The sequence below is a fragment of the Mesorhizobium sp. CA4 genome (assembly GCF_020165075.1).
Taxonomy (GTDB): Bacteria; Pseudomonadota; Alphaproteobacteria; order Rhizobiales; family Rhizobiaceae; genus Mesorhizobium.
The window spans coordinates 50,027-68,431 of sequence record NZ_JAIUHK010000014.1 but is presented as its reverse complement, the minus strand read 5'-3'; the positions used below and the strand labels follow the sequence as shown (position 1 = coordinate 68,431).

Here is an 18,405-nt window from a genome sequence, read left to right as displayed (position 1 = left end):
TTGCTCCTCTTTCTGGCCAAGCCTTCTGCCAAATGATCAGGCGCGTCGCGCAACGGAGGCCACGGCGTCCGCGACAAGGTTGAAGCCAATCACCAAGGAGGCGATCGCCAGGCAGGGCACGAGGCTGATATGAGGCCAGACCAGCATGAAGGCCACGCCCTCCTTGACCATCCCGCCCCAGTCCGGGTCGGGCGGCGGCAATCCAAGCCCCAGGAAGCCGAGTGAGCCGATCTTGATGATCGTGTAGCCCATGCGCAGGCAAAAATCGACCAGCAGCGGTACGACCATGTTCGGCAGCAGCTCGAAGAACATGATGTAGAGGCCGCTCTCATTGCGGATGCGAGCCGCGTCCACAAACTCCCTATCCTTCAGGTCAAGGACCATGCCCCTGACGATGCGAGCAACGGCAGGCGCCGTGCTGACGGTGACAGCGACAATTATGTTGGAGGAGGAAGGACCGATCGCGGTGATCAAAACGACGTAGAGAACAATCACTGGAAATGCCAACATGACATCGCAAAGCTTCGTGACGATCGGGTCGATCAGCCTCGAGTAGCCGGATGCCAGGCCAAGCACGATGCCGAACGCGTATGAGGACAGAAGCGACAGGGGAGCGATGGTCAGCACGGAGCGGGCGCCGAATGCGATGCGCGCCCACACGTCACGACCGAGTTGGTCCGTACCCAGCAGGTGCAATGCCGAGGGTTCCGGCTGAGACAAAGCAGCGATGTCCTGCGCGTTCGGATCATATCCGGTCAGCAGCGGCGCAAATATCGCGACAAGACACCAAAGGACCACCGGAACGCAGCCGACGTAGAACAGCGGTGATCGAAGTAAGAGACTGTTCGAGACCGCTCGCCAGATTCGTTCAATGACAACCGGCGGCCTGCCATGACGAATCGGCGCCAGGAGCGGCTGGGTCTGATCGCTCATGCTCGCGCCCTCATCTCGGGATTGAGGACCATGTAACCCACGTCGCTGGCAACCTGAGTAAGTATGACCACGACCAGCGAGATCAGCGTACAGGCCTCGACCAGGGCGATGTCACCAGAGAGTGAGGCCTCCAAAAGCACTCGGCCGAAGCCTGGATAACCGAACACTACTTCTGTAACCACAACACCCGAAACCAGCCAGCCGATCTGCAGCAAGATTACAGTAAATGGCGTGACCATGGCGTTCTTTAGCGCATGTACGAAAACCACTCGTCTAAAGGAAAGGCCCTTCAGGATTGCGGCTTTGATGTAGGGAGAGCGCATGACGTTCGTCATGGAGGTACGGACGGTGCGCGCCACATATCCGAAGTCATAAATGATCAATACGGCCGCGGGCAGGATCAGCTGCGAACTCACCGACCAACCGGATGTCGTATCCAGGTTGCTTGCGCCAGGCAGCACCTGATAGGTGACGACAAATACAAACATCAGGATCACGGCTGATGCGTATTCCGGCACCGAAGCGGCGACGGATGCGACCAATGAGAGCGACCGATCGATTGCCGATCCTTCATAGGCGCCGCAGACGATCCCGATTAGCATACCCAGCAGCGCGATACCGAAAAACGCGACGGTTGCGAGAAGCGCCGTGTTCTCGAGCGCGGGCAGAACCACTTCCACTACCGGCTTTTTATAGAGTTGCGAGTAGCCGAAATTCCCAAAATATCGGGCGTCAACGACTGGCGAGCCGATCAGTCCCGACGTAACAACCGGGTCTTCGCGCAGGCCCACGACAACGCCAATCCAGCGAAGGTAACGAACAAGCAAGGGATCGTTGAGGCCGAGCTTCTCACTCAGCATCTGCCGCGAACTTTCGCTCGAATAAGGCCCGAGGATCTTGGCGGAGACATTGGTCGAGGAATATTCCAGCAACACGAAAACCAGGAAAGATGCCACCAGCATCGTGGCCAGTGCGCTCCCGACACGCGTCGCCAGCCGAACCGTGGGGTTCACTACGCAACCTCCTGGAGAGCGTCCAAGCGCTCCTCGTCGACCACCTGGTTGCGCAAGACACCAATCTGCTCGATATCCACCTCCACGACGTCGCCGTGCTTGAGGAAGACTGGCGGATTGCGCGACTGACCGACGCCACTCGGCGTGCCCAGCACCAGGATGTCGCCCGGCTCCAGAGTCATCGCCTGCGAGACAATCGCGATCGCCTCGGCCACCGGAAAGATCATGTCGTCGGTATTAGCCGATTGCATGACGGCCCCGTTGATTCGCGTTTGAAGCCTCAATCCGCGCGCCAGGGGCGGCAGATCGGAAGCGGCTACCAGACCGGGGCCAAACGCGCCGGTGCTGTCGAAGTTCTTGCCGATGGTCCATTGGGTCGTGCGAAGCTGAAAGTCCCGGACGCTGCCGTCGTTGAAGCATGAATAGGCGCAGACGAACCCGGCTGCGTTTTCCATCGAGATGTGTCGGCCACGGCGGCCGATCACCGCGACGAGTTCTCCCTCATAGTCGAATTTGACAGACACCTGGGGACGCGTCAGAGCGCCCCCTGGTGCAGCCAGAGAGGTCGACGAGCGCATGAAGATGCTCGGATACTCCGGCTTGTCAAAACCGCTCTCGGCAGCATGGTCGACATAATTCAGCCCGAAACATACGATTTTGCCGGGCCGGGGCAACGGCGGGAGCAGCTTCACCGAAGCCAGCGGCACTTTTGCGCCACGATAGGCTTTCGCCATCCGGACCGCCTCATCGAGGCGACCGGCCTGCACCAGTTCCAGCATCGTTGCCGGCAATCCCCTGTCGATTGCCCTCAGGGCAGCTACACCGTCGTCAAAGAGGTAGCCTGCTCGTTCGACGCCGTTGTCAACAAAGCTCACTAGCACGTTACGTTCCTCTCTCAGACGAGTCCCAACTCTTCGCCGAAAATGTAGCCCGACGGGTGCATCTGAAAGCCGCCGATGTCAGACCTCAGATACGTATAGTTTGATTTCCAGATCGGCTGCACGATGGGGCCGTCGTCCTGCATGAGAAGCTCGATGTCCTTCATGATCAGCCGCCGCTGCTCGATGTCGACCGTGGCTTCAGCCTTGCTGAGCAGTTCATCGAGCTCCGGGTTGGAATAAGACGATTCGTTCCATGGTGTGCCGGTGCGGTAGGCAAGCGCCAGCTGCATGATGGCCAACGGGCGGTGAGACCAGCGTGTGACACCGAACGGCACTTTGTCCCAAACTTCCCAATATTGAGCGCCTGGCAAAACCTTCAGCTTCACGCGGATGTTCGCTTCGGCCCACTGGGAGGTTACGCCCTGCGCCATGTTGACAAGATATTCGTAGTCGGCCGGAACGCTGAGCTCCAAATCGAGCCCGCTGGAATAGCCTGCGGCCGCGAGAAGGCGTTTTGCTTCTGCAAGGTCGCGCTTCATCGGCGGTAGGGGCGCGTACTCCGGGTTGACGGGGGCAACATGATGATGCTCACCGACTTTGCCCCGGCCCCGCAGCGATAGTTGCAGGATCGCATCCGCATCCGTCGCAAGACGCAGCGCCTTGCGCACACGTGGGTCGTCGAACGGCTTGATATTGCACTTGCCCCGAATGACGCCCGTCGTCGAAGTCGCAATCTCATAGTATTTCAGGCCAGGAAACTTGCTTAGCACGTCGACCTGAGAGGCGTCCGCCTCGTAGAGCCCATCGATTTGCTTGGACGCAAGCGCGGCGATGGCTGTGCTGGCGTTGTCGCCGAGATCGTAAAACGCGAAAGTCTCGAGTGCTGGCTTCCTGTCCCAGTGGTTGGTCCGGGCCTTGTACACGATGCGGTTGCGCGGCTGGAACTCGACCACTTCGAACGCACCGGTGCCATTCGCACCGACACCGAAATTGCCATTGCTTTCCGGATCCATCATCGGCAGCGCGGTGTGGAAAAGATGCTCGGGAACCGCCAGCTGGGGCGCTTTCAGGTTCAAGCGCACGGTGAAGTCATCGACTTTCTCAATTGCGTTGGCGTCCCACAATGTGACTTTCTTCTTGTCGCCGGCTTTTTCCTCGTTGAGCATGTACGACTTGAACAAGCCGATGCTCGAGGAGCCGTTGGCATCGTCCAATGCAAACTTCAGGTTCCAGACAACGTCATCGGCGGTGAACCTTCGACCGGACCTGAAGGTCACGTCGTTGCGCAGTTTGAGTGTCCAGGTTTTGAGGTCTTCGCTCACATCCCATTTGGAGACGAGATTGGGTCGGGTGATATTGTCCGCGCCGGTGCGGGTCAGGTTGTCGAGCGTCTGCCGAATGATGTTGCTCTTCTGGGCGCTATCGACCTGAAACGGCTTGGTCACGTCGTCGACGCGCATCCCCAATTTGACCTCACCACCCGGCTTGAACGTCGGCTGGGCTTCTTGAGCTCGTGCCTGCGGGATGATTTTATCGGCCATCGCATACGCTGTCGCAGCTGCCGTGCCGAGCAAAGTTACGGTACGCAAGAACTCGCGGCGAGTAGCCCGGCCCTCGGAGAGCAAGGAGGCTGCCTTGGAGACATATGGATGATGATCGCTCATTGGATTCCCCGTTTGTATGAATTTTTATGGTTTGCCGGCTTCGTTCGGCGAAGCCTTGTTTGAAGCATCGCCCGGCGCGAACCTCTGTCGCTATTGCATGTGGTCACACGCGATATCTGGTTGGTTATCGACCACCTCCCGGTTGGCATTGTTTCCAGCCTTATGTCCGACGGCGGATCAATGGTGGAAAGGTGGCGCAGGGTGCGGCCTCGGCAGGAAGGTCCGCAATCATCATTCCCAATATGGAGGCATAACAAAAAAGGAGGTCGCCTGCCTTCGCTGAGGGCTGCACATTAACTGGGAGCGGCAAGATGGGCCGACCAAGACGGGCCGACAATCTCCGATCCCCTGTCAGCGCGACGGCGGAAAAACATCAAAATCGAAGCGGGTCTCTCAATGGACAGCAATTCTTTCTCGTGCGATCTCGACCAGCGGGACGGTCTGACCTTCAGCCTCGACGCAAGATACTATACGGACCCGGCGATCTTCGATCTCGAGAAGGAAAGGATTTTCTTTCGCAACTGGCAATTTATAGCGCACAGTAGCGAGATCCCCAATGCTGGCGACTACGTCACGCGCAAGATAATCGACCAGGAAATAATCATCGTGCGCGGTCAGGATGATGAGATCCGCGCATTCTATAACGTGTGTGTCCATCGTGCTCACACCTTGGTCCGTGGCGATGGCAATTGCGGCCGCGTGATGACCTGCGCCTATCACGCCTGGAGCTACAATCTCGACGGTACTCTGCGCGGGGCGCCTAACCACAAGCAGGTCGAGGGTTTCGATCGAGCCAAGGTGCGGCTTTCCGATGTGCGCGTCGAAATCTTCAGCGGTTTCATTTTCGTCAATCTCGACCCAGACGCCCGACCGCTACGAGATCTTACCGGAGACCTCGACAAGCAAATCGCCGCTTTTGTGCCGAACCACAACGATCTGCGCTTTCTGGTCGAGAAACGCATAGAGCATGACTGCGGCTGGAAAGTTTCGGTCGAGAATTTCAATGAGTGCTACCATTGCCTGGTGGTGCACAAGACGTTGCGGGAAAAAGTTCTCGATCTCGACACGTACCGCACTGCGGCAGAAGGCATATATATACGCCATTTTTGCGAAGGCCGCGCTCCCGGCGAGTCCTTGTATCGGTTTGATCCAGAGCAGGGTCAAAACATGGGCGCTTTCTTCATTTGGCCGAACGTTGCCATTGTCAGCTATCCGGGAGGGATCGTCAGTACACGACACTTCATTCCCATAAACAGCCGACAAACGATCTACAGCTACCGATGGTACACCGACGGTCGAGCGAACGACGATGACATTCTCGACATGGCCCAGAAGCACTACGACACCAATGGTGTCGAGGATGCTGCCGTGGTCCACGAAGTGCAGAAGGGCCTTGAGAGCCGCGGCTACTCGCAAGGTCCGCTCATGATCGATCGTGGCCTGACCGAAAGCAGCGAGCACGGCGTCGGTCATCTACAGCGTCTCGTTCTGCAGGCATTGGCCTCATAACAAGCGGGGGAGCATCCATGAGGACCAGAAAGACCGAATGGTCGATCAGCTTGATCCATGCCCGCAAGCGGCGGGCGGCCTGGTGGGGACCAATCAAATCCAGCGAAGAATTGCTTGAAATCGTCTGTGACTATGGCAGGCGGCTTGGTGTGAAAGTCAATCCGTTCACGTCGGAATCTGAATCCGAGCTTGTGTCGCACATCTACAATGTAGCAGACCAAACGGACGCCTTCTTAGTGAACCCAGCCACTTTCACGACCTATGGCCGCAGCTTTCAAATGGCTTTGGTCGACACGGGCAAGCCGTATGTCGAGTGCCATTTCGCCAACCTGTCCAAGTGGTTCGAGGAGATTTCGCCACGTCAGCCGATCGAATCTATATTCACCCACCAGAGTTCGGGCATGGTGATGGGGCTGCGTCACTACAGCTTTGTCGGAGCGCTGGTGTCTCTCGTTCTGGCCCTGGACGATAAAAACTTCCTTGGCGCGAATGCTCGCAACGCCGAAGCGGCGTAGCCGCAGAGGGCTGGCAGAACAAGTTGCCATGCCCCTGTGAAGTTCGGCCGCAGGACACGAGATGCCGCCGCAAAGCTGCTAGCCGGACATGCGATGGTCGGCAGAGCGAAAAAGTCCCGCTGAAGCGGGTGATGATACGCACCAATGAGCACGCTGTCGCCGACCCGGCTGTCCTCGAGGATTTCCGCCTGATCAGCTCGCCTCCGCGACTTGGCGCGCCCCGCAAAAGTCCCTTCCCGACCAGCCCATTGCAAATGCAAGCTTAGGAGTTTTCTTTTGTCTCAGACCATAGGTTTTCTGGGCCTCGGCAAGATGGGGCAGCCCATGTGCGAACAGCTCCTGAAGGCGGGATTCCAGACCTTCGTCGTCGATCCTTCGGACGAGGCTGCCGGTCGGCTGGAGCGCCAGGGCGCGGTGCGCTTGCGGACGCCCAAGGCCTTGGCCGATCATGCCGCGATCGCGGTGATGATGCTGCCGACACCCGAAATCGTCGAGGAGACGGTACTCGGCGTGGACGGTCTCGTCCACGGAGCCAGGCTAGTCTGCGCTATCGATATGGGCACCAGCGGTTCGGCCTTGGCGGTCAGGATCGGTGAGGTCCTGCACCGGAATGGAAAGCGGTTCGTCGATGCGCCGGTGACAGGCGCGATCAAGGGGGCTCAGACCGGTACACTAACGATCATGGCGAGCGGGATGCCCGAAGACATCGACTTCGCTTCGACCGCGCTTGCCGCGCTCGGGAAGATGCATCGCGTGGGCAGCCAACCGGGGATGGGCCAGACGATGAAGCTCATTAACAATTTGGCATCGGCAGCGAACATGGCTGTCACCACCGAGGTGATGGTCTTGGGCCGGAAGGCCGGCCTGGACTGCCAGCAGATGCTCGACATCATGAACGCCGGCTCGGGCCGCAACTCGGCGTCTGAAGACAAGTTCCCGGACGCCATCATGCCGCGAACGTTCAACTTCGGCTTCCCCATGGACCTTCAGATCAAAGACCTGAAGCTGTGTATGGACGAGGCGTTGCGGCTGCGTGTACCGATGCACGTCGGCAGCAGCGTGTTCCAGCTCTGGTTCCATTGGTTGACACAGGGATCCGACAAACGCGATTTCACAACCATCGTGGAGATGATCGAGACGTGGTCTGGCGTAAAGATCGAATCGTCAGCCCAGAAATAGAGGGACGCACCCTGAAATCCGGCTGTGGGAAATCTGTCGGAAGCTATCCAAACTGCCGGATGAGGAAAGCGCTCCGATGGGCTCGCACCTAGCCTTCGAAGTTCGGCGACCAGTGTTGTTCCATGGCCTTGGCACTCTTTGCCGCCTCCTCCTTCAGCCATGAGACAACGATGGTGGTGGCTCTGGTCTCGATGCGTTCCTCCGGTAAAGCCATGTAGTAGGCGCGAGGCGTTCTCACTCCAATGGGAATTGCTTCCGTAAGCGCGCCGGCATCAAGCAGCCTCTGGACCAGACTCCGAAGCGCGAGGCATATGCCGTGGCCCGCGCGCGCGACCTCGATCATCACTGCGTAGTTGTTGAACTGTGCGCCCGCTGGCGGGATATCGGCGTAGATTCCCAGATCACGAAACCATGTGCGCCAGTCGAGGCCGCCGGGATCTGTCATGTCCAGCCAAAGAAGCGGTAAGGCCAGCAGGTCGGTTGGCGTGTTCAATTGATCGCGGAACCGCTCTTTCATATCCGGAGTGCAAACAGGAATTATTTCTTCCCCGAACAGCTGAAAGGCACGCCAGCCCCGCCAATTGCCGGTGCCATAACGGATGGCGATGTCGCAATTGCCCACGTCAGGCGATACAAACGGATCGTTCATTATCAGCCGTATGTCGATCGTCGGATGGCGCGCACGCAAATCTGACAGCAGAGACGCAAGCCAGAAGATGGAGAACGAGATGCTTGCCGTGATGGTGACGCTGCTCGGCTTCACGATACGTCTCAGATCAGTGCATGCCTCCGCGATATCCACCAAGCTGTCGTTGACCGCAGCAAAAAGGCGTGACCCTTCCGGGCTTAACTTTAGTCCCGTCGGCGAGCGATGGAAGAGTTTCACGCCCAGATCATCTTCAAGGACGCGGATCTGCCTGCTGATCGCGGCCTGGGAAACGTTGAGCTCTGATCCTGCCTTGGTGAAATTCATCTTGCGCGCAGCTGCCTCGAACGCAACGAGGCTATGCAAGGGCGGCAGCATCGAGCGCAGGGCTGTCATCGGATTGCTCCAAACGCTAAGGAAAGAACCTAAGGGGGTAACGCGGAACCTGAGACTGGGTCAACAAGCATCGATCGACTGGCACTAACGGTCGCGGCTTGGCAACAATTGTCATGCCCTCATAATCTCAATCCGCGTTGAACGCGCCTCACCGTTCAACGAAAGCTAGCCGCAACTGGCAAGATTGAGGCGATATAAATGAGAGGTTTAGCAGGCAAGACAGCCGCCGTAATCGGCGCGGGACAAGGTATTGGTCAAGCGGTGTGTCTCGAACTCTCCCGCTATGGCGTGAAGATCGCGGCGATTGATCTCGAAGAGCCGCGAGAGACGCTGGACCGGCTTGCTGGATCCGGCGCTGAGGCGCGAGGCTTTTGTACCGATGTGCGCTCTTTGACGGACATGCAGAAGACGGCAAAGAACGTTTCGGATTGGGCCCAATCGCCAAGCTTCGTGATCAATAGCGTAAATGTTCGTTCTTTTTCGCCGATATTGGAACTCAGTGCTGCCTATTGGCAAAATACGCTCGACGTCATTCTGACGGGGGGGTTCAACACCGCTCGCGCGTTTTGTCCGGCCATGGTCGAGCAAGGCCATGGTTCGGTCGTCTTTTTCACATCGATCACCGCACGTTATTCCTTCCCCAATCTCAGCCACTATCAGGCGGCCAAGATGGGGCTCGAAGGATTGTCTCGTGCACTTGCGTTCGAACTTGGTCCAAGCGGTGTGCGTGTCAACTCCGTCGCGCCGTGGTTGGTCGCCACTCCCAATTTCGGCGACCGCGCCGCGTTTTTCGAGTCCGAGGCACGAAACGGTGCTTTGAAGCGTCTCGCTACGCCCGAAGAAGTATCGCGACTTGTCGCATTCCTTTTGTCGGACGAAGCGTGCACGCTCACAGGCCGCGAAATCGACTGCGATATGGGCTACTCGTTGGCAGCTCAAGATTTCGACGGCTGGCTGGAACGGCGAGGCGGTGGCGTGCGGCCTGGCGAAGACGGTCGTGCCTTGGAACTTCCTCTGGAACGCCGGCTACGCGACAATTCCGACGTATTCTGACACCGGCCCTCAACACCTTATCCGAGGGATGGGGACGAATCGTGACGCTGGCAGTGTCGACCGCCCCTACTCGAAACTGTTGTCCGCACACAACCCTCGATGATGTCATGGCCTCGAGCAGCGCCGGCGTATTCAGTACATTTCTCAAAATCCGGACGCCTCTCTCAACCCGACCCTTCGCGTAGCGACAGAGCTGACGCGAGCGGTGAATTATTTCTTTGCATTGTCACGTGAGCGGGCGTGGCGTCGCATAGAGGCCGTTCTAGAACAGGTCAGGCTCCCGGCAAGTTATCTGAGGCGCTTTCCCGATGAGCTTTCCGGAGGAGAGCGCCAACGCATCGCCATTGCCAGGGCATTTTTGGCCGAACCGGATATCTTGGTCTGCGATGAAATTCTTTCCGCACTCGACGTTACCACGCAAGCTTGATCATCGATGCGCTGAACCATCTCAAATCGACTAACTCGATCACCCAGATTTTCATTTCTCACGACCTTGCATCGGTGAAGAAGGTCGCGGAGAACGTTGCGGTCCCGTTTCGCGGACAGCTTATGCAGGTGGGTAGCTCACATTGTGTCTACGACGGTCCACGTCACCTCTATGCCCAGGCTCTGCTGAACGCAGTGCCCCGGCTCGGCTATCGGCAATTAGCCGCTCACTGTCGAGCCACTCGCAGGCGGCTCTGCGGAAACATGCGCGTATTTCATTCGCTGTCCCCTGAGGATCGTCGGCACCTGCGATAAAATCGCGGCTCCGGCAAGGAAGTCGGCAACGCAGGTTTCGTCCGCTCCCATCGGCAGTTGGTCGAGTTGGCGCCAGCATCACACCAAGGAGAAAATGCCCGGTGAAGAAATGCACGACATTGCTGATCAGCGACTATGGCGCTGACGACGAAGCTTGGCGCAAGGCCTTCAGTGTCCACGATCCCAAGGCTGACATCAGGACTTGGGATGGTCTATGGAGACCAGAGGAAATTGACGCAATCCTGATCGATACCACCATGACCAGCCGGGGCGGGTTCGCTGAGTTCAGGAAGTTGCGCTGGGTCAGTTATCTTGGTCACGCAGCAGGAGACGTGCTCAGCGATCAAACACTTCCCGCCGGTGTCATCGTTACCCACCTCAAGGATCAACAATTGGCTGACAGTCTGAAGTTGTCGGCGCTCCAGTCCGTTCTTTCGCATCAGCAGCGGATTCTCGATTATAGAGCCCGGCGGCATCGCGCGAATGGTCGCGCATCAGGACCAAGCAGCCCTCAGATTTTTCTGTTGTTGTGCTCGGCATGGGTTTCATCGGCGTCCAGATTGCCACCATGCTCAAGGAGCATGGCTTTTCGGTCTCGACATGGAGCCGCTCGAACAGGTCCGTGCTCGGGATCGCAAGCCATACGACAGCAGCCAAGCTTGACGAGCTCCTCTCAAGGGCCGATTTCGTGTTGTCCATATTGCCGGAAATGCCCTCGACACGGCAATTGTTCGACGCCTCGAAGTTTAAGCTGTTCAGGCAAGACTGCGCATTCGCGAACAGTGCAGTCAACCAGGACGATCTCCTTCAGGCGATCGCGAGGGGGCGGCTACACTCCGCCTATCTTAATGTCTTCGAGACCGAGCCCCTGCCTTGGTTCAGTCCGCTTTGGTCTAATCAGAAGGTCGTTATAACGCCGCACGCCGGCGGCGGCCTCGGAACCAGCGAGGACAGCCTCGTCCAGGTGCCATCAATTATGGGCGTTTCCTCAGGAACGAGCCCCTGGAAAACACGGTGAGCAACGAGCGCGGGTACTGACCAGCAGCCTGTTCGGACCTTCTGGCCGACGTCGGCCGCACCCGCATCAACAACGCACCGCGGTGGTACGTCAAACCACGCTGCTTTGCGAGGCTCAGCACAGCTGCGATGAAGGCCTCTCAGGTATGGGAAGCTATCGCTGAGCGGTATGCCAGCCGCATCGCGATTTGGCCCGGGACCAAGTGCGCACCTGGCCACATCGCAGGCCGGATGTATCCGGAAAAATGACCTGCCAGATTGTTTTGCACTCGAAACCAGTGAGTGCCGCCCGCAATGCCCTTTTCGGCTTTGCGAAACGAGCCGCCATATTGGAGGATGAAACTTCCGCCATGCAGTGGCTCGCCACCTGCAAATCGGGCGCGGGGAAAAGTGCAAGCGTTAGTTGGGCGCTTCTGCTATTGGTCTGTCGAGTCGAAATTTCACCAGACCGAAAATAGAAACGGTTTCTTCAAGATGCGGCAGACTCCGTCGGCCGGGCAACGAAGTGCTATCAGCGCAATTGCCGCTTCCATGGCCTTTTTGGGATGAAATGACGGGCTTGAACAGATTTGAAAGAGCAGTCGTTGTGCAAGCTAGCCGCCATAGCTCAGAGCGGGTCGTGTTCGATGTCAACGACGCTGCCGCTATCTTGCTTCGCGATCTTGATCGCGAGACCTCAAATGAAAAGCCGCGATGGTCGCCTGTCTTCAGGCGTTGCGCGGTCAGGCCCATCCACCAGCTGCTCGAAGAGCTTTCGTGGCAGCCGCGCTCGAAGCAAAGATTCTGCGCAGCGATTAGAAGGCAATCCCCAGCAGTAGATCCAGCCGCGTGATGGAAGCCAAACGCTGTCCGCGGGAGGGCTCCGAGACTTGGCGCTAGTTTGCTGCCAGGCGCGCCCTGCCTTCGGCCGGAATCGGAAATATGATCAACACTTCCTCTCCCGCCTGCCAGCTTCACTGCTCCCGGGACGCCTGACTGTGGTATGTATTGGGACGTTAGCCGAGCTCTTCCCAAGAACGATGCACAGATCAAAGACTGTGGTGGTTTAGCCGGTATGGAATTTTGGCGCGACGACAGCAGCAATCGCCGTGCGCGAAGCGCTCCGCCGAGATCAATGCGCTTCCGTGAACTAGATTGCCGGGAGCCAGGCCCAGACCGCGATTTAATCGCGCCGGAGCTGAGCTCTCAAGTGCCCAGGCGCGAAACGAAAGTGCCGGCCATTGATTGGCGGACGCTTCACGCTTGCTCGTTCCCGCCATGCTGGTCGGGACCGAGTATCCATCTGCAGTCAGAATGCAGGTGCTTTCGCATGCTAATAGCGCCGCGTCTCCGCAGGGTTTTCGACGGTTTGGAACCGGTTCCCCAGATAGCGCAAACCGGGAAAGGCGGAGCGCGGCTGGGAGGGAGAGGGGGGAGGAAACGTTCGCAGCGGGTTTGAAGGTTCGGAGAGAGGCTCCGGCCGGCCGGCTACGGAGAAACGACATGGCAAAGGCCATTCAGAAAATCACCCTCGACCGATCGGACGACATTCCCTTCGACAAGCTCGAACTCTCGCAGAAGAACGTTCGCAACATCAAGGCGGGCGTCTCGATCGAGGACCTCGCCGAGGACATCGCCCTTCGCGGGCTTCTCATGAGCCTGAACGTACGGCCGATCCTTGGCGAGAACGATGAGGAAACCGGCCGCTACGAAGTGCCCGCCGGCGGCCGCCGCTATCGGGCTCTCGAACTGCTGATCAAGCAGAAGCGCATGGCGAAGACCGAACCCATCCCTTGCATCGTCAAGCGCGGCGGGGCGACCTCGGTCGAGGACGATTCGCTTGCCGAAAACGTCCATCGCCTCCAGCTCCATCCGCTCGACCAGTTTCGGGCATTCCAGACCTTACATCTGCAGGGTCTCGGCGAGGAGGAGATCGCTGCGCGCTATTTCGTCTCGGCGTCGACGGTGCGCCAGCGTCTGCGGCTGGCGTCGGTCTCGCCGCGCCTGCTCGATCTCTACGCGAATGACGAGATCAAACTTGAGCAGGTGATGGCCTTTTCCATCACCAACGATCACGTTCGCCAGGAACAGGTCTGGGATACGGTCTCCCGGTCGCATGTCCGCGAGCCGTACTACATTCGCCGGCTGCTCACCGAAACAGCGGTGCGTGCCGTCGATCGCCGCGCGGTCTATATTGGGATCGAAGCGTACGAGGCCGCCGGCGGCATTGTGATGCGCGATCTCTTCGAACAGGATCAGGTTGGATGGCTCCAGGATCCGGCGCTTCTCGAACAGCTCGTGTTCGAAAAGCTGAAGGCCGACGCCGAAACGCTGAAAGCCGAGGAAGGGTGGAACTGGGTCGACGCGGCAATCGACTTTCCCTATGGCCATGCTTCCGGCCTGCGCCGCTTTTACGGCGAGCGCTCAGAATTGAGCGCCGACGAGCTCGCCCGCTACGACGAGCTAAAGGCGGAATATGACAAGCTCGACGCGGAATACGCCGAGGCGACCGACTATTCCGAGGAAACGGAAACCCGGCTTGAGGAACTCGGCAACGAGTTGGACCGGATGAATGACCGGCCCCATGTCTTCGATCCGGAAGAGGTTGCGCGCGGCGGCGCCTTCATCTCGCTCGGCGCCGGCGGCGAGCTGAAGATCGAGCGCGGCTTCGTTCGACCGGAGGACGAGCCGGTCGTCGAGGCCGATGGCACCGGTGCCGGCAATCACGATGGCGATGATGCAGTTACAGCTTCCGCAACCGGCGGGATCTCGGTCAATGGCAAGCCCGTTGCCCTCGAGCCGCCGGAGGAAGAGGACGACCGCATTCGTCCGCTCTCGGATCGCGTCGTCGAGGACCTGACGGCAGCCCGCACGATCGCGCTCAGGAACGCTCTCGCAAACGATCCGGTCATGGCCTTTGTCGCCGCGCTGCACGTCTTTGTTCTCAAGAGCTTTTTCGTCTACGGCTCGGACTCTTGCCTCGAGGTCACGATGCAGAGCGCGAAGTTCGGCCAGACGCAAGGGTTGGGCGACACGGTTTGGGCGAAGGAGATCGAACAGCGTCATGAAGCATGGGGACACGATCTGCCGAAGACCCCCGCGGAGCTTTGGAACTACCTGGTCGCTCTCGACGAGGCCAGCCGGCAGGCGCTGTTTGCGCATTGCGTCTCGCTATCGCTCAATGCCGTTGTGCAGCCGTGGAACCGGCGACCCGGGGCGCTCGCCCATGCTGATGAACTCGCCCGCTCGATCGGCTTCGATATGGTCGAGGCAGGCTGGAAGCCGACGGTCGACAACTATCTCGGCCGCGTGACAAAGGCCCATATCCTGCAGGCGGTCCGAGAGGCGAAGGGCGAACAGTCCGCGCAGCTCATCGATCACCTCAAGAAGGCGGACATGGCTCGTGAGGCCGCCCGGCTGCTCGAAGGCAGCGGATGGCTGCCCGAACCACTGCGGCTCACCTTGGATGAGCCGCTCTCGGAACAGGGCGACGCTGCCGCGGACGAAGTCACTGAGGACACTGCAGTAGAAGGCGCCGACGCCGATCTGCCGGTTTACCTGACCACGGGCGCCAAAGGTGAGGATGCGGCTCTTCAGGATGCCGATGTCGAAGAGAACCGTCGTCTCGACGCTGCGGAATAGCCCTCTTCAAACCGCCTGACCCAAGGCTTGGCGTCTACGCCGGGCCTTCCTCCATCATCCACCTCGCCAGCCCGGCCGTCGCAAAGCGACAGCCGGGCTCTTCGTTTTAGGAGCTTCCAACATGAACACCATGATCACCAGCCCGCGGCCTGTATCGTCCGGCTTCAAGGTCGACATTTCGCGTGGTCAACGCATCGGCCGCGTCTCGTCCGAATGGTTTTCGCGCCCGGATGATGAGCGCTATCTGTCACTTTGCGACCTCCATCGCGCCGTCAGCGCCAGAACAGAGCGTGCTCGGGTTCGAACTGTCGAAAGTACAGAAATCCGCGTCGAGGCGACCCGTGACAATGCCCAGCGCCTTTCCCTGGTCGTTCCCGGCGGTCGTGAGCCGCTGGCGCCCACACACTGGAGCTATGGTCAGCTTTGCAGCCTGGTCGGAGCTCCGGCGAGCTATATGCGCCAGTTGCCCGCGCCGCTGGCGGCAATCAACCTTCAGCATGGCCTGCTCAACCAAAATGCGGAAATGGTCAAGACACTGGAGATGGATAACGGCCGCGTGGAACTGCGGGCAGTGACCGGCCCTGACTATGGCCGCATCTGGGACAAAGATCTTGTCGAGGCGGTGATGAGGATTGCCGGCAACGGCACCGGCGACACGATCTGGAAGGTGCCGGGTGTGCTCGACTGGTCGACCATGGCTCACAACCCCTTCGTCGATGTCACCAAGGATACCACGACGCTCTACGCCAGCGATCGCGACGTCTTTCTCTTCCTGGTCGACGACACCCATCCGATCGAGGCCGGCCGCCTGCCGAACGGCAAGCCCGACTGGTATTTTCGCGGGTTCTACGCCTGGAACAGCGAAGTCGGATCGAAGACGCTCGGCATTGCCTCCTTCTATCTACGCGCAGTTTGTGCCAACAGGAATCTTTGGGGCACAGAAAATTTCGAGGAAATCACCATCCGGCACTCGAAGTTCGCAGCACAGCGTTTCGCCCACGAGGCGGCCCCGGCGCTGACGAACTTCGCCAATTCCTCACCCGCGCCCTTCGTCGCCGGCATCCGCGCCGCCCGTGAACGGGTCGTTGCGCGAAACGATGAAGATCGCTCGGATTTCTTGCGCAAGCGCGGCTTCTCCAAGGCCGAAACCGGAAAGATCATCGAGACAGTACTTTCCGAAGAGGGCAGGCCGCCTGAGTCAATTTTCGACTTTGTGCAGGGTATCACCGCTCTTGCGCGCGGGAAGGCGCATCAGGACACGCGGCTCGAACTCGAGGGCAAGGCCCGGAAGCTGCTGGAAGCCGCAGCCTGATCTTAATCCATCCAGTAGTATCCTCCTATCGATCCCTTTCATCGCCCGGCTATCGCGCCGGGCGTTTGTCTTTTTGGAGCGCCCGTGACATCCGTTTTTCGTTTCCTGCTCAGGTCGCGGCGGACCCATCGAGAAGGTCGGCCACCTGTTCAACTTCTCCGTCGGCGACATTCCGACCCAACTGGCGCAAATTGCGCAACGCGCCGGGCCCCAAAGGTCGCGGTCGCGGCAGGCCCGCTGGAATTGACTGAGGGCACGGAGTGATCGACTATTCCCGGACGCGCTTCAATCGGCTCGGCGCCAACAAGGGAACAGGACGCCTATATCGCCCGTCTCAAGGCGAAGCGGCATTTCTATGTCAACGGATGGGGGTTTCTAAGCTGGTATACGACGCGATCAGGTGTTGATGTCGCGGGCGTTCTTCGCCGTCCCCGCACCAGACCGCCGCGGAACAATTGCCGCACCGTTCTCGTCTCCCGTCTGCTCGGCGGCGACCTGATCGCCTGCCGCCTTCAGGTCGATCTCTCCCCAGATCGAGTGCTCTCGGCGGGCCAGGCGTCGCCGATTCTTGATCTCGATGACAAAGGGCTTTTCTCAGGTTTCATACCAATCCGATGAGATAGATGGCTTCGGCGAGAGGCTGGAGGTGTTGTTATTCGCCTCGTTCTGTCAATGTCCGGCGCGGCCCTATGTTCCCGGATCAAGGAAATCGCGGTATTTCGCCTTCCGCGACCCGCCAGACCCAGGGTGTGATCTCTGGCCTCGCATTGATCATGTCGGTTAGAGCTTGTTCGTATTCCTCTCCGGCGCTCGCCGGGACGATGAACATCGCGACGGGGGCGGGCTTCTGTTCCGGCAATGTCACCGACACGACAGGCGCATCGCGGGGCAGGTTGAAACGCAACCCCTTGACGGTCCTCCGCTTCAGGTGGCTCAGCATTTCCAGAAGCCGCAGCTCGTGAATGTCCTCGAAGGGCAGCCAGTGTTCATTGACCACCATCAGCGCGACCTCCTCGACCGACGCGATGCCGGCGGTTGAGACGCCGAAAGTCGCGATGACGATCAGGTGGAAGGCTTCGCTCGAGCGCCAGAGTTCGAGCTCCGTCTCGTAGCGTGCTGCCAGCCGCCGCCATGCGCCGTCCTCGATCATCAGCGGAAACGGCATGTGCCGCACGACGATCTTCTGGCCCGCTCTAGCCGCGGAAAACTCCTTCACCTCGGCCACGATCATCATCAGCTTGCGAGGACCCGAGCCGGACGGCTGTATGCCCTTGAGCGCGGCCGCACGCCGCGCGGCGATCCCATCCTTATCCTCTGGATGGAACACTTCCGGCACGAAAAGCACATCGCTCAAGGGGCTACACCGAGCCGTCATTTGGGAGGCGGCATTGATGAGGCTGGTTCGCACCCGGCCCCAGCCACGCCGGCCTGCCCAGGTCGACCGCCATTTGGTCAATTCGCCTGCCTCCCACAGATAATGCAGCATTGCCCTGAGCGACAGCTTTCTGGGCTCGCTGCGAATGCCCCGCTCCGACGGCTCAGCCGACGCGGTGGCTCCGGATCTGGCCCCACGTTTCGTCAGCGAGAAATCCAGCTTCAGGTCGGCCTTGCCGCTGGCGTCGATCTGGATCGCGTTGCCGATCAGCGGGCCGAGGCCGGAAAGCTCGTAGGGCGGCTCATAGGAGGGGCAACCAGGATGGTGATCGCGCCCCGAAAGCGGCATGCGCTTGATGAGATACTGGTCCTCCAGATGCGCGATATACATGGGGATCGGCGGCTCCTTGCACATGCACATCGGGCGAAGCCGCTGCTCGTAGGCCTGCGGAAGAAGCGTCCGAAACTCCGGCGAGGATTCCTCCATCACCCGTTCGCCGATCGTGAATGTTCGCACGGCCGTTCCCTCCTTGCCTCGGTCGAAGCTACAC

The 18,405-nt window shown here is 59.3% G+C and carries 15 protein-coding genes; 9 read left to right on the top strand and 6 right to left on the bottom strand.

Translation table 11 applies throughout. From position 1 onward, the window contains the following. Nucleotides 1–36: 36 nt before the first annotated feature. From LB528_RS13830 to LB528_RS13815, 4 genes are read right to left on the bottom strand one after another with little or no spacing between them, the layout of a single operon-like run. A complete protein-coding gene (locus LB528_RS13830; protein WP_224513593.1) occupies nucleotides 37–933 on the bottom strand; it encodes an ABC transporter permease in 897 nt (298 codons plus the stop codon). Continuing rightward, the gene (locus LB528_RS13825; RefSeq protein ID WP_224513594.1) at nucleotides 930–1,946 is read right to left on the bottom strand and encodes an ABC transporter permease; all 1,017 of its coding nucleotides are present in this window, start codon (nucleotides 1,944–1,946) and stop codon (nucleotides 930–932) included. Before LB528_RS13825 ends, LB528_RS13830 begins: the two co-directional genes overlap by 4 nt. After that, on the bottom strand, nucleotides 1,946–2,821 hold the full coding sequence (locus LB528_RS13820; protein WP_224513597.1) for a fumarylacetoacetate hydrolase family protein: 876 nt from the start codon (nucleotides 2,819–2,821) through the stop codon (nucleotides 1,946–1,948). The genes LB528_RS13825 and LB528_RS13820 overlap by 1 nt, the downstream gene beginning before the upstream one ends. A 20-nt stretch (nucleotides 2,822–2,841) precedes the next feature. Continuing rightward, on the bottom strand, nucleotides 2,842–4,491 hold the full coding sequence (locus LB528_RS13815; protein WP_224513598.1) for an ABC transporter substrate-binding protein: 1,650 nt from the start codon (nucleotides 4,489–4,491) through the stop codon (nucleotides 2,842–2,844). A 396-nt stretch (nucleotides 4,492–4,887) separates the two neighbouring features. Between LB528_RS13815 and LB528_RS13810 the strand changes: the two genes are divergently transcribed. The 3 genes from LB528_RS13810 (at nucleotide 4,888) to LB528_RS13800 (ending at nucleotide 7,694) form a co-directional block, all read left to right on the top strand. After that, on the top strand, nucleotides 4,888–6,000 hold the full coding sequence (locus LB528_RS13810; protein ID WP_224513601.1) for an aromatic ring-hydroxylating oxygenase subunit alpha: 1,113 nt from the start codon (nucleotides 4,888–4,890) through the stop codon (nucleotides 5,998–6,000). A 17-nt stretch (nucleotides 6,001–6,017) separates the two neighbouring features. Beyond that, a complete protein-coding gene (locus tag LB528_RS13805; protein WP_224513602.1) occupies nucleotides 6,018–6,515 on the top strand; it encodes a type II 3-dehydroquinate dehydratase in 498 nt (165 codons plus the stop codon). Nucleotides 6,516–6,791: 276 nt separating this feature from the next. Beyond that, on the top strand, nucleotides 6,792–7,694 hold the full coding sequence (locus LB528_RS13800; RefSeq protein ID WP_224513604.1) for an NAD(P)-dependent oxidoreductase: 903 nt from the start codon (nucleotides 6,792–6,794) through the stop codon (nucleotides 7,692–7,694). 88 nt (nucleotides 7,695–7,782) lie between these two features. Here the strand turns inward: LB528_RS13800 and LB528_RS13795 are convergent, their stop codons facing one another. After that, a complete protein-coding gene (locus tag LB528_RS13795) occupies nucleotides 7,783–8,736 on the bottom strand; it encodes a LysR substrate-binding domain-containing protein (protein WP_224513607.1) in 954 nt (317 codons plus the stop codon). Between the two features lie 198 nt (nucleotides 8,737–8,934). On the opposite strand from LB528_RS13795, the gene LB528_RS13790 reads away from it, so the two are divergent. The 6 genes from LB528_RS13790 (at nucleotide 8,935) to LB528_RS13765 (ending at nucleotide 16,480) form a co-directional block, all read left to right on the top strand. After that, nucleotides 8,935–9,789, top strand: coding sequence for an SDR family NAD(P)-dependent oxidoreductase (locus LB528_RS13790; RefSeq protein WP_224513609.1), 855 nt, complete (start codon nucleotides 8,935–8,937; stop codon nucleotides 9,787–9,789). 130 nt (nucleotides 9,790–9,919) lie between these two features. After that, complete coding sequence (locus tag LB528_RS13785; RefSeq protein WP_224513743.1) at nucleotides 9,920–10,216, top strand: ATP-binding cassette domain-containing protein; 297 nt, start codon at nucleotides 9,920–9,922, stop codon at nucleotides 10,214–10,216. Between the two features lie 852 nt (nucleotides 10,217–11,068). Next, on the top strand, nucleotides 11,069–11,548 hold the full coding sequence (locus LB528_RS30560; RefSeq protein WP_411962166.1) for an NAD(P)-dependent oxidoreductase: 480 nt from the start codon (nucleotides 11,069–11,071) through the stop codon (nucleotides 11,546–11,548). Between the two features lie 692 nt (nucleotides 11,549–12,240). Beyond that, nucleotides 12,241–12,345: a DUF982 domain-containing protein gene (locus LB528_RS30555; protein ID WP_224513611.1), complete on the top strand. Its 105-nt coding sequence runs from the start codon at nucleotides 12,241–12,243 to the stop codon at nucleotides 12,343–12,345. Between the two features lie 684 nt (nucleotides 12,346–13,029). Then, nucleotides 13,030–15,168 carry a ParB/RepB/Spo0J family partition protein gene (locus LB528_RS13770; protein WP_224513613.1) on the top strand — a complete coding sequence of 713 codons (2,139 nt, stop codon included), beginning with the start codon at nucleotides 13,030–13,032 and terminating at the stop codon, nucleotides 15,166–15,168. Nucleotides 15,169–15,289: 121 nt separating this feature from the next. Further along, nucleotides 15,290–16,480 (top strand): DUF932 domain-containing protein, encoded by a 1,191-nt coding sequence (locus tag LB528_RS13765; protein WP_224513616.1) that lies wholly within the window; start codon nucleotides 15,290–15,292, stop codon nucleotides 16,478–16,480. 700 nt (nucleotides 16,481–17,180) lie between these two features. Here LB528_RS13765 and LB528_RS13760 read toward each other — a convergent pair. After that, nucleotides 17,181–18,371 carry a DUF1173 domain-containing protein gene (locus LB528_RS13760; RefSeq protein WP_224513618.1) on the bottom strand — a complete coding sequence of 397 codons (1,191 nt, stop codon included), beginning with the start codon at nucleotides 18,369–18,371 and terminating at the stop codon, nucleotides 17,181–17,183. Nucleotides 18,372–18,405: the final 34 nt, after the last annotated feature.